10 protein-coding genes are annotated in these 12,257 nt (G+C 60.4%); 2 read left to right on the top strand and 8 right to left on the bottom strand.

Features of this window, described 5'->3' with window-relative positions:
• Positions 1 to 3 precede the first annotated feature (3 nt).
• Positions 4 to 582 carry a cob(I)yrinic acid a,c-diamide adenosyltransferase gene (locus QMX88_RS10545; protein WP_065992164.1) on the top strand — a complete coding sequence of 193 codons (579 nt, stop codon included), beginning with the start codon at positions 4 to 6 and terminating at the stop codon, positions 580 to 582.
• Positions 583 to 793: 211 nt separating this feature from the next.
• Here the strand turns inward: QMX88_RS10545 and QMX88_RS10550 are convergent, their stop codons facing one another.
• From QMX88_RS10550 to secA, 4 genes are all read right to left on the bottom strand, one after another.
• Positions 794 to 1,738, bottom strand: coding sequence for a Nudix family hydrolase (locus QMX88_RS10550; RefSeq protein WP_282368918.1), 945 nt, complete (start codon positions 1,736 to 1,738; stop codon positions 794 to 796).
• A gap of 2 nt (positions 1,739 to 1,740) precedes the next feature.
• Positions 1,741 to 2,367 carry a glutathione S-transferase family protein gene (locus QMX88_RS10555; RefSeq protein WP_282368920.1) on the bottom strand — a complete coding sequence of 209 codons (627 nt, stop codon included), beginning with the start codon at positions 2,365 to 2,367 and terminating at the stop codon, positions 1,741 to 1,743.
• Positions 2,368 to 2,405: 38 nt separating this feature from the next.
• The gene (gene argJ / locus QMX88_RS10560) at positions 2,406 to 3,623 is read right to left on the bottom strand and encodes a bifunctional glutamate N-acetyltransferase/amino-acid acetyltransferase ArgJ (protein WP_282368922.1); all 1,218 of its coding nucleotides are present in this window, start codon (positions 3,621 to 3,623) and stop codon (positions 2,406 to 2,408) included.
• A gap of 135 nt (positions 3,624 to 3,758) precedes the next feature.
• Entirely contained in the window at positions 3,759 to 6,509 is a 2,751-nt protein-coding gene (gene secA, locus QMX88_RS10565) for a preprotein translocase subunit SecA (protein WP_282368924.1), read from the bottom strand.
• 319 nt (positions 6,510 to 6,828) lie between these two features.
• On the opposite strand from secA, the gene QMX88_RS10570 reads away from it, so the two are divergent.
• Complete coding sequence (locus tag QMX88_RS10570) at positions 6,829 to 7,296, top strand: DUF721 domain-containing protein (protein WP_282368926.1); 468 nt, start codon at positions 6,829 to 6,831, stop codon at positions 7,294 to 7,296.
• A gap of 534 nt (positions 7,297 to 7,830) precedes the next feature.
• Here the strand turns inward: QMX88_RS10570 and lpxC are convergent.
• The 4 genes from lpxC to QMX88_RS10590 all read right to left on the bottom strand — a co-directional run bounded on the left by lpxC (position 7,831) and on the right by QMX88_RS10590 (position 12,256).
• A complete protein-coding gene (gene lpxC, locus QMX88_RS10575; protein WP_065992158.1) occupies positions 7,831 to 8,742 on the bottom strand; it encodes a UDP-3-O-acyl-N-acetylglucosamine deacetylase in 912 nt (303 codons plus the stop codon).
• Between the two features lie 112 nt (positions 8,743 to 8,854).
• The gene (gene ftsZ, locus QMX88_RS10580) at positions 8,855 to 10,045 is read right to left on the bottom strand and encodes a cell division protein FtsZ (protein WP_074884474.1); all 1,191 of its coding nucleotides are present in this window, start codon (positions 10,043 to 10,045) and stop codon (positions 8,855 to 8,857) included.
• A gap of 63 nt (positions 10,046 to 10,108) precedes the next feature.
• On the bottom strand, positions 10,109 to 11,368 hold the full coding sequence (ftsA, locus tag QMX88_RS10585; protein WP_282368935.1) for a cell division protein FtsA: 1,260 nt from the start codon (positions 11,366 to 11,368) through the stop codon (positions 10,109 to 10,111).
• 15 nt (positions 11,369 to 11,383) lie between these two features.
• Positions 11,384 to 12,256, bottom strand: coding sequence for a cell division protein FtsQ/DivIB (locus QMX88_RS10590; RefSeq protein WP_282368937.1), 873 nt, complete (start codon positions 12,254 to 12,256; stop codon positions 11,384 to 11,386).
• Between the last annotated feature and the right edge of the window lies 1 nt (position 12,257).

Consider the following 12,257-nt stretch of genomic DNA (forward strand, 5'->3'; position numbering starts at 1 on the left):
GCCATGGGATTTCGCTTGTCGAAAATTTACACGCGCACGGGTGACACCGGCGAAACGGGCCTGGGCGATGGTCGCCGAGTGCCGAAGGATCACCCGCGGGTCGAGGCCATCGGGGAAGTCGATTCGCTGAACAGTCAGGTCGGCGTGTTGCTGGCGGGCCTTTCGGCGGCGGTCGCGACTCATCCGGCGCTGCAGGAAGTCATCGACGTATTGGCGCCGTGTCAGCATCGGTTGTTCGACCTGGGCGGCGAGCTGGCGATGCCGGAATACAAGGCGCTGAATGCGGCGGAGATCGAGCGCCTGGAAACGGCCATCGATCACTGGAATGAGGAGCTGGGGCCGCTAGAAAACTTCATCCTGCCGGGCGGCTCGACGCTGATCGCCCAGGCCCACGTTTGCCGAAGCCTGGCGCGTACGGCGGAGCGGCGTTGTCAGCACCTGAACGCGGTCGAGCCACTGGCCGGGGTTGGTCTGGCGTACATCAATCGGCTGTCGGATTTGCTGTTTGTCGCGGCACGGATCATTGCCCGGCGTGAGGGTGTAGCGGAGATTTTGTGGGAGCCTGCGAAGAAGCCGCAGTGATTGGATGGCCGAATTGTCCTGCTACGTCGCAATTGACTGGCAAAACAGGGATCCTGTAGGAGTGAGCTTGCTCGCGAAGACTGCGTTTCAGCCGCTAGAGATGCGGCGACTGATAAAGCTTCGCGAGCAAGCTCGCTCCCACAGGGGCTTCATTCGCCGTTGAATCTGCGGTGTAGCAACCTTTGTTCTCGAACTCAGATCGGAACAGCTTTTAGCCCTGCGGCCAGAACGCTCTGATCCCCGCCACACCCTGCGCGCCACATTCCCACGCGTGCTGACGATCCGTCGGCCCTACCCCGCCCAGCAGATAAACCGGCTTGCTGAAGCTCTCAATCAAATCGCGAGCCTTTTCCCAACCCAGCGGCTGTGCGTCCGGATGGCTTTGCGTCGGCAGCACAGGCGAGAGGGTGACGAAATCCACGCCCATCTGCTCGGCCAGACTCAACTCTTCAGCGTCGTGACAGGAGGCTGCCAGCCAGCGATCTTCAGGAAACGGACGGCCCTTGCTGGCGTATTTGCGCAGCTGTTCGCTGGTCAGGTGCCAGCCCGCCGCCGGAAAGTCACCCAGCCATTCCCTCGGACCTTTGAGCATCAACTGCGCCTTGCCCGCGCACAGACCGACCGCGTCCACCGCAACGTCACGGTATTTCGGGTCGTACATATTCGGCGCACGCAGCTGAACCAGCTTGATGCCGCCAGCCACCGCCGTGCGTATGCCGCGCAGCAGTTCGGGCGTTTCCAGATCGTCCGGGGTGATCAGGTATTCACCCGGCAAACGCGCAGCGGCCACGATCGGCCGATTGGCCGCCGGAAATTCATACTCCGCCAGTTCCCGCTGCGATACCCAGGCCAGCGGTTGCCCTTCGACACCGTGGGGCTCGCCGGTAAACGACGAGACTTCCCACACGTCCAGCAACACCTGTTTGTCCGGGTAGTCGTGCTTGATCTTGATCAGCGGACGCGCCGCAGTAACGATGATGCCGAGCTCTTCGTGCAGCTCGCGGGACAGCGCGGCCTCGACCGATTCACCAGGTTCAACCTTGCCGCCGGGAAACTCCCACAAGCCGCCTTGATGCTGTTTGTCGGCGCGTCGGGCGATGAGGATCTTGCCGTCGGTGCCACGGATAACCGCCGCGGCCACATGGATGCGTTTCACGTTCAACCTTCCTCCAGACCTGCCTGCTGCCAGCGTTTGAACTCAGGCCACTGATAAATCGTTTCGACGTAGGCGGCCGCGTCCGCAGGCAGCTCGACGTGATAGGTACGAAAGCGCACGGCAACTGGTGCAAAGAACGCATCGACGATGCCCGGCGTGCCGAACAGAAAACCTTCGCTCACGCCCGACACCGCGCGGCATTCGCGCCACAGCGCAACCATGCGGTCGATATCGGCCTGAGCTTCGACCGCAATCACTTCCAGCGCCTCGTCCTGACGCAAATCCATCGGCAAGCGCGAGCGCAGTCCGACAAAGCCGCTGTGCATTTGCGCGCACGCCGACCGGGCCTGAGCGCGGGCGGCGACCTCTGCCGGCCACAGACCTGCATCGGGGAAGCGCTCCGCCAGATATTCACAGATCGCCAGAGAATCAACGATGGTGCCGTGCTCGCACTTCAGCACAGGGACTTTACCGGTCGGCGAATGCTCCAGAATCAGGCGCGTGGTGTCAGCCTGATTCAGGCGAATCACCTGATCGGTGAACGCCTCGCCGGTCAGCGCAAGCACCAGCCACGGACGCAGCGACCAGGAGGAATAACGTTTGTCGCCGATGATCAGGTGCAGGCTCATGTCTTGGCTCCGTTGAAACCGGTGGACTCACTCGTGACTTAAGTGCGGTATTCCGCGTTGATTTTCACGTACTCGTGCGACAGGTCGGTGGTCCAGATGGTTTCGCTGCAGTCGCCACGGCCCAGTTCGATGCGGATGGTGATTTCTTCCTGTGCCATCACCAGCGAGCCTTGCTCTTCAGTGTAGGTGCTGGCGCGGGCGCCTTTGCTGGCGATGCAGACGTCACCCAGAAACACGTCGATCTTTCTGACGTCCAGGTTCGGCACGCCCGCACGCCCTACGGCCGCCAAGATCCGGCCCCAGTTAGGGTCTGACGCGAACAGCGCGGTTTTGATCAGCGGCGAATGGGCCACGGTGTAACCCACGTCCAGGCATTCCTGGTGATTGCCGCCGCCGTTGACTTCGACGGTCACGAACTTGGTCGCGCCCTCGCCGTCACGGACGATGGCCTGGGCGACGTCCATGCACACCTCGAAGACGGCTTTTTTCAGCGCTTCAAACAGTGGGCCCTTGGCTTCAGTCACCGCGGGCAGGTCGGCCTGGCCGGTGGCAATCAGCATGCAGCAGTCATTGGTCGACGTGTCGCCGTCGATGGTGATGCGGTTGAACGACTTGTTGGCGCCGTCGCGAATCAGGTCCTGCAGCACGCTCGGCGCCACCTTGGCGTCGGTAGCGATGTAGCCCAGCATGGTCGCCATGTTCGGACGAATCATGCCCGCGCCTTTGCTGATGCCGGTCACGGTGACCGTCACGCCATCGAGCACGAACTGACGGCTCGCGCCTTTGGGCAGAGTGTCAGTGGTCATGATGCCGGTGGCCGCTGCGGCCCAGTTATCGACTGACAAATCATCCAGCGCGGCCTGCAGCGCGCCTTCGATCTTCTCGACGGGCAACGGCTCGCCGATCACGCCGGTGGAAAACGGCAGCACCGCGCTGGCATCCACCCCGGTGATCTCGGCCAGCTTCGCGCAGGTGCGCTCGGCAGCCGCCAGCCCTGGTTCACCCGTGCCGGCGTTGGCGTTGCCGGTGTTGGTCAGCAAATAACGCACGGTGCCTTGCACGCGCTGTTTGGCGACGATCACCGGCGCTGCGCAAAACGCGTTCAGGGTGAACACGCCCGCGACACTGGAGCCTTCGGCGCAGCGCATCACCACAACATCTTTGCGCCCCGGGCGCTTGATGCCGGCGGAAGCGATGCCAAGTTCAAAACCGGGAACCGGGTGCAGCGTCGGCAAAGGACCAAGACCAACAGCCATGAAGTGCGCTCCTTGAAAGACAGTCACACCGCGCGGCATCGCCGACACGGCTCGATTGATTGAAAAACGCCGCGACGGCTGAGCCGGTCGCGGCGTGATATTACAGGTCAGCTACAGCTCTTCGCGGTGGGCGAATTAGCTGATCTGGCCGTGACAGTGCTTGAATTTCTTGCCCGAACCACACCAGCACAATTCGTTGCGACCCAGCTTCTGGTCGTTGCGAACCGGCGACAGTGCGGCGGCAGCAGCTACCGCAACGTCCTCGCCCTCTTCGGCGAGCAGGTCCGGCTGATCCAGGCCCGGCGCTTCGGCGTGCTGGAACTGCATGCGCTGCGCCAACTCCTCGGCTTCGCGACGCAGACGCGCCTCTTCCTCGGCCGGATCTTCGCGGCGAACCTGGACGTGGGACAGCACACGAATGGCGTCGCGCTTGATCGAATCGAGCAGCTCCTGGAACAGGGCAAACGACTCGCGCTTGTATTCCTGCTTCGGGTTCTTCTGGGCGTAGCCGCGCAGGTGAATACCGTGACGCAGGTGATCCATGGTCGACAGGTGGTCTTTCCACAGGTCGTCCAGCACGCGCAAGAGAATCTGCTTCTCGAAGGTGCGCAGCGCCTCGGCACTGGCCTGGTCTTCTTTCTCGTTGTAGGCCGCCAGAATGGCTTCCATCAACTTTGGACGCAGGGTGTCTTCGTTCAGGTGATCGTCTTCGTCGAGCCACTGCTGAATCGGCAGCTTCACGCCGAAATCGCTGTTCAGCGCGGCTTCCAGACCGGCCACGTTCCACTGCTCAGGCAAGGACTGCGGCGGAATGTGCGCCGAGATGGTGGCATCGAGGACTTCTTCGCGGAACTCGGCAATGGTGTCACCAATGTTGGTCGCAGCCAGCAGGCTGTTACGCATGTGGTAGATCACTTTGCGCTGTTCGTTGGAAACGTCGTCGAACTCGAGCAGCTGCTTGCGGATATCGAAGTTGCGGCCTTCGACCTTGCGCTGCGCTTTTTCGATCGCGTTGGTCACCATGCGGTGCTCGATCGCTTCGCCCGACTGCATGCCCAGCGCCTTCATGAAGTTCTTCACCCGGTCAGAGGCGAAGATGCGCATCAGGCTGTCTTCCAGCGACAGGTAGAAACGGCTCGAACCGGTGTCACCCTGACGACCGGCACGACCACGCAGCTGGTTGTCGATACGGCGGGATTCGTGACGCTCGGAGGCAATAACGTGCAGGCCGCCCGCCTCGATCACTTGCTGATGGCGCTTCTGCCAGTCGGCCTTGATCTGCGCGATCTGCTCTGGGGTCGGGTCTTCCAGGCTGGCCACTTCAACTTCCCAGTTGCCGCCCAACAGAATGTCGGTACCGCGACCGGCCATGTTGGTGGCAATGGTCAGCGCACCCGGACGACCGGCCTGGGCAATGATCTCGGCTTCTTTTTCGTGGAACTTGGCGTTCAGAACCTTGTGCTCGATGCCTTCCTGCACCAGCAGGCGGGACATGTGCTCCGAGGTTTCGATGGTCGCTGTACCTACCAGCACCGGACGCTGCTCGGCCAGGCAGGCCTTGATGTCGGTGATGATCGCCGCGTACTTCTCTTCGGCGGTCAGGTACACGAGGTCGTTGAAGTCTTTACGCGCCAATGGCTTGTTCGGCGGAATGACCATCACGGCCAGTGCATAGATCTGGTGGAATTCGAACGCTTCGGTGTCCGCCGTACCGGTCATGCCGGACAGCTTGTTGTAGAGACGGAAGTAGTTCTGGAAGGTGGTAGAAGCCAGGGTCTGGCTCTCGGCCTGAATATTCAGGCCTTCCTTCGCTTCGATGGCCTGGTGCAGGCCCTCGGACAGACGACGACCCGGCATGGTACGGCCGGTGTGTTCGTCGACCAGCAGGATCTGGCCGTCCTGAACGATGTACTCGACGTTGCGATGGAACAGCTTGTGGGCACGCAGACCGGCATACACGTGGGTCAGCAGGCCGAGGTTGTGCGCCGAGTAAAGGCTCTCGCCTTCAGCCAGTAAGCCGACTTCGGTGAGCATCTCTTCGATGAACTGGTGACCGGACTCGTTCAGCTCCACCTGACGGGACTTCTCGTCGATGGAGTAGTGACCCTGTTGGGTGACCTGGCCTTCCACTTCCTCGATGTGCTGCTCAAGCTTGGGGATCAGCTTGTTGATCTCGGTGTAGAGCTTGGAGCTGTCTTCGGCCTGACCGGAGATGATCAGCGGCGTACGGGCTTCGTCGATGAGGATCGAGTCGACTTCGTCGATCACGGCGAAATTCAGTTCACGCTGGAATTTGTCTTCCAGGCTGAAGGCCATGTTGTCGCGCAGGTAATCGAAACCGAATTCGTTGTTGGTGCCGTAGGTGATGTCGGAGGCGTAGGCGGCGCGCTTTTCTTCCGGCGGCTGGAAAGGCGTGACCACGCCTACGGTCAGACCGAGGAATTCATACAGCGGGCGCATCCAGTTGGCGTCACGACGGGCCAGGTAGTCGTTCACCGTGACCACGTGCACGCCTTTGCCGGACAGTGCGTTGAGGTAGACCGCGAGGGTCGCGACGAGGGTTTTACCCTCACCGGTACGCATCTCGGCGATCATGCCTTCGTGCAGCGTCATGCCGCCGATCAGCTGTACGTCGAAGTGACGCATGCCCATGATGCGTTTACCCGCCTCGCGGCAGACCGCGAAGGCTTCGGGCAAGAGCTGGTCGAGGGTCTCACCTTTGGCTATGCGGGCCTTCAACTCGTCGGTCTTGGCGCGCAGCTGTTCGTCCGAGAGGGCGAGCATTTGCTCTTCGAAGCTGTTGACGACCTGGACCGTCTTGAGCATGCGCTTCACTTCGCGCTCGTTCTTGCTTCCGAAAAGTTTTTTTAACAAAGGTGCAAACATATCGAAAGGATCTTCCACACATAGGGATGGAGGGCGGCCCCGTGAGTCGCCCGAGCAGCCCTCATGGCCGCATGCGAACGAGCATTCTACCCGGAAATGGTGGTGAGGAAAGTGGCGTTATTCCACGATGCTGGCACAGCAATGTTACGGGGCAGAAGTACAATAGGGTCATTTCCCGTGACTTCAACCCATGGGAGTGCGAAGTTTTATTAATGTTTTTTCATGATTGCGCGGCTTGTTTGCACCCTGGGCGCCTGACGCAAAGGTGCTTCTACCGATTCTGCTAAGATCACGCCCTGGCAACACAAGGCACCTCATCATGGCATTCCGTCCCCTCCCCGCCCGCGCACCGGCTGTGCTTCTGCGCGAAGCCCGGCCCCTCAAAGCCATCTTCAACCACGCCCAACGCCTCGCGCACTTGCAGCGTCTGCTGGAAAGCCAGCTACAACCCGCCGCGCGCGAGCACTGCCACGTCGCGTCATGGCGCGAAGGCACACTGCTGCTCATCGTCACCGATGGCCACTGGGCCACTCGATTGCGTTATCAACAGAAGCGTTTGCAACGGCAACTGGTTGCGTTCAAGGAATTCGCCAACCTCACCCGGTTGCAATTGAAGGTACAGCCCGCAAGAACCCATCGGATCGCTGCCGGGCATACGCGCGATCTTTCGGTTGCAGCGGCCGAGACCATTACCGCGACAGCGGAAGGCATCACCGACCCGAAACTGCGTGCTGCGCTCGAACGGCTGGCCGCGCATGCTGTGCCTGAAGAGGCTGGGGATTCGTAAACCTGCAGGATGCCGGCGTTTTCACTGGCCCCTTCCGGCTAAAGCGGGTCCTACAACAACACCGCGTGCAGCCAGTTGGGCCGGCGGCGCCCCCCGTAGGACCGGCTTCAGCCGGGAAGCTTTTGATGTGTTCTTGATCTGCTTTTGATCTTGATCTTCATACGCAAAAAGCTCAGACGACAGCCATCGCGACTTGGGTGCAGGCTGAACGCAGGTCTCGCGCAGTGGGCCGAGCCGCATGGATGCGGCGAGAGCGCCGTTGCGGACATGGATGTCCGTTCGGCGCGGGCCCACGGAGCGAGACCGGAGTGAAGGAACCTGACGAAGTCGGGCCCAACCAGGAGCAAAGCGTTTTTGGTTACTTTTGGCTGGGCCGGCAATCCGGGCGCTTTTGCCAAATGTGACCCGCCGTAAGGGCGGAACCATAACTCCAGCAAACACAAAAAACGGATATGCCCGCTATCTAATCGACGCTCATAAAAAAGGCCACCCGAAGGTGGCCTGAAAACATCAAAACTAGGAAGAAGAGACTGTTTACACCGCCGCTACAGGGCGCATGTAAGAGATCGGTGCGGTGCTGGCATCTTCGAAGGTCACAACTTCCCAAGCGTCTTCCTGAGCGATCAACGCACGAAGCAAACGATTGTTCAGACCGTGTCCCGACTTGAAGCCCTGATACTCGCCGATCAGACTGTTGCCCAACAGATACAGGTCACCGATGGCATCCAGAATCTTGTGCTTCACGAACTCGTCTTCATAACGAAGACCGTCTTCGTTCAACACGCCGTCCTTGTCCACGACGATCGCGTTTTCAACGCTGCCGCCCAGAGCCAGGTTATGTTTACGCAGATACTCGATGTCTTTCATGAAACCGAATGTCCGCGCACGGCTCACTTCTTTAACGAACGAAGTGCTGGAAAAATCCACACAAGCCGTTTGCGTGCGGTTCTTAAGATACGGGTGATCGAAATCGATCTCGAACCCGACCTTGAACCCTTCGAACGGTAAGAACTTGGCGGACTTGCCGTCTTCTTCTACGCACACTTCTTTAAGTATGCGGATGAATTTCTTCGGTGCGTCCTGTTCTTCCAGGCCAGCCGATTGAATCAGGAATACGAAGGGACCTGCGCTGCCATCCATGATTGGAACTTCGGAGGCAGAAAGTTCAACGTAGGCGTTATCGATGCCAAGGCCGGCCATGGCCGACAGCAAGTGCTCGACCGTATCGACCTTCACGTCGCCATTGAACAGCGTCGTGGAGAGCGTGGTGTCACCCACATTCAACGCGTGAGCGTTGATCTGGACCACCGGCTCAAGGTCGGTACGGAAAAACACAATGCCAGCGTTCACAGGTGCTGGTTTGAGGGTCAGGTAAACCTTCTCCCCCGAGTGCAGGCCGATACCTGTGGCACGGATAATATTTTTCAGGGTGCGTTGTTTAATCATGGCATTGGCCGCTTCAGCGCGTATCGCGAATTAGTATCAACAAAGGCTGGCGATGATAGCAGACCCCGCCTTTGCTGAACACCAATCACCCTTATACCCCTGATAGAACCCATTAATCAGCCTGACGACGCAGGAACGCCGGAATGTCCAGGTAATCCAGATCGTCTTGCGGGTTCATCTTCGCTGCGGCTGTTGCGCCCGCGTGTGCCTGATTGCGCATCACGGTTGGACGGTCCAGATCGCGATAATTGACCGAAGGCAGCTCCTGGCGTGCGGCGTGCTGCTGTGCAGGTGCGGCTTGAGCGGTCTGCATGGTGTTGTCGATGACCTTCACAGGCTTCTCGATTTTCGCACCCAGGCCGGTGGCAACCACAGTGACGTGCAGCTCGTCGCGCATGTCCGGATCGATAACCGTACCGACCTTGACCATGGCGTGCTCGGAGGCGAACGCTTCGATGATGCTACCCACGTCGGAGTACTCACCCAGAGACAGGTCAGGACCGGCAGTGATGTTGACCAGAATGCCGCGAGCACCTTGCAGGTTCACGTCTTCCAGCAACGGGTTGCGGATGGCCGCTTCAGTGGCTTCACGCGCTCGGTTCGGACCGCTGGCGCAGCCGGTGCCCATCATCGCCATGCCCATTTCGGACATCACGGTGCGTACGTCGGCGAAGTCGACGTTGATCATGCCTGGGCGCTTGATGATGTCGGAGATACCGCGGACGGCACCGGCCAGCACATCGTCAGCCTTGGCGAAAGCCGACAGCAGGCTGGCGTCTTTGCCCAGGATGGTCAGCAGCTTCTCGTTGGGAATGGTGATCAACGAGTCGACGCTTTCGGACAGCGCGCGGATGCCTTCATCGGCGATCTGCATGCGCTTGCGGCCTTCGAACGGGAACGGACGCGTCACGACCGCAACGGTCAGAATGCCCATTTCCTTGGCCACTTCGGCAATGATCGGAGCCGCACCGGTACCGGTACCGCCGCCCATGCCGGTGGTGATGAAGACCATGTTGGTGCCTTGCAGCACTTCAGCGATGCGCTCGCGGTCTTCCAGTGCAGCCTGACGGCCGACTTCAGGATTCGCACCTGCGCCCAGGCCTTTGGTCACGCCGGTACCCAGTTGCAGAATGGTACGTGCGCCAATGTTTTTCAGGGCCTGAGCATCGGTGTTGGCGCAGATGAACTCGACGCCTTCGATGTTGCTCTTGACCATGTGATTGACTGCGTTGCCGCCGCCACCACCAACGCCGATAACTTTAATTACCGGGCTTTGTGGGATGTTGTCTACGAGCTCGAACATGTTCCCTCTCCTTCAGTTCTCTAGTTTTATGTCGCCTGTTGCCTGCCTACCACTTTTTGAATCTTAGAAATTCCCCTGAACCCAGCGCTTGACACGCTCTAACACTGGGGCCTTCGGTTCATCGCTATAACTGCTACCGGAGCCGGAAAGGCCGGACAGCGAGATGCCGTCAGACTGCTTTTGCAGTCCGTACAGCAACAGGCCGACGCCGGTTGAGTAGATCGGGTTGCGAACGACGTCCGCGAGCCCTTTGACGCTGTGCGGCACGCCGAGGCGGACCGGCATGTGGAAGATCTCTTCGGCCAGTTCGACCGCGCCTTCCATTTTCGAGGTGCCACCGGTCAGCACGATGCCGGCCGGGATCAAGTCTTCATAGCCGCTGCGACGCAGTTCGGCCTGAATCAGGGTGAACAGCTCGTCATAGCGCGGCTCGACCACTTCGGCGAGGGCCTGACGGGACAGTTCACGGGGCGGACGGTCGCCAACGCTTGGCACTTTGATGGTCTCACCGGCGCCGGCCAGTTTGGCCAGGGCGCAGGCGTAACGGATCTTGATTTCTTCGGCGTACTGAGTCGGTGTACGCAACGCCATGGCGATGTCGTTGGTGACCTGGTCGCCGGCAATCGGGATCACCGCGGTGTGACGGATCGCGCCTTCAGTGAAGATCGCGATGTCGGTGGTGCCGCCGCCGATGTCCACCAGGCACACGCCCAGTTCTTTCTCGTCGTCGGTCAGCACCGAGTAAGCCGAGGCCAGCTGCTCGAGGATGATGTCGTCGACTTCCAGCCCGCAGCGGCGCACGCATTTTTCGATGTTCTGCGCCGCATTCACCGCGCAGGTCACCACGTGAACCTTGGCTTCCAGACGCACGCCCGACATGCCCAGTGGCTCGCGAACGCCTTCCTGGTTATCGATGACGTAATCCTGTGGCAGCGTGTGCAGCACGCGCTGGTCAGCCGGGATCGCCACGGCCTGGGCAGCGTCGAGCACGCGCTCAAGGTCAGCGGAGCTCACTTCACGGTCGCGAATCGCCACGATGCCGTGGGAGTTCAGGCTGCGGATGTGGTTGCCCGCCACGCCGACGAACGCCGAGTGGATGCGGCAACCGGCCATCAGCTGCGCTTCTTCTACTGCGCGCTGGATCGATTGCACGGTGGATTCGATATTCACCACCACGCCCTTCTTCAGGCCGCGGGACGGATGAGTGCCGATACCGACGATTTCCAGCGTGCCATCAGCCGCGACTTCGCCTACCAGCGCCACCACCTTGGAGGTGCCGATATCCAATCCGACGATCATTTTGCCGCTTTGCACGTTTGCCATGGGTCCTGCCTCTTATCAATTCTTCGCGACGGCGGGTTTGTCCGTCGTTGGCGCCGCTGCCTGTTCGCGCCAACCAACGGCAAGGCCGTTGTTGTAACGAAGGTCGACGCGCGCAATGTTCGTGATCTGGTCTTTCAGTGTTTTGTCGTAGATGGCGATAAAGCGGCGCATCTTCTCAAGCAGATTGCCTCGTCCCAGCAGCAGCTCCAAGCCTGGGCCTGCAGTGCCTGCGCCGGTGGTCAGAAACCAGCTGCCTCGCTCACGCAGTTCCAGGCGAGCGATGGAGAACCCCAGCGGGCGCAACATCTGGCTCAGGACCTGGTACTGCTGCATCACCTGCTGTTGAGCACGTTGAGGCCCGAACAACTGCGGAAGGTGTTCGTAGTTGGCCAGCTCACGCGGGGTAAATGCCTGACCCTGGTTGTTCAGCAGGGATTGATCGCCCCAACGCGCAACCGGTAGTTGTTCTTCCAGACGGATCACCACCTGATCCGGCCAGACGCGGCGGACCTCGGCGTGGGCAATCCACGGCATTTGCTCAAGTTCGGTGCGCATGCCGGCCAAATCAATGTTGAAAAAGCTGGTCGCCACGAACGGCGCGATCCGCTGTTGCACGGCTTGCTGACTGATGTAGCTCAGATCGCCCTGCACGTTGATCCGCGAGATCGGCCGGTCGGCGTAAGGCAGCAGGCGTTGAGCGGCTTCGTACGTACCAAAACCAAACACCACCAGCAGCACCGGCCACATCAGGCTGCGCAGGAAACCGAAATTCGGTCGTGGCATGCGCGACGACATGGGCTCCTTGGCAACCATGCGGCTGGCACCCCGCGGCACCGGCTTGTTGCGGCCGGTAGCGGATTGCTGATGACGAACCGTTGCGCCGTGCATG

Origin of the sequence: Pseudomonas sp. PS02290, assembly GCF_029960075.1 — a bacterium.
GTDB lineage: Bacteria > Pseudomonadota > Gammaproteobacteria > Pseudomonadales > Pseudomonadaceae > Aquipseudomonas.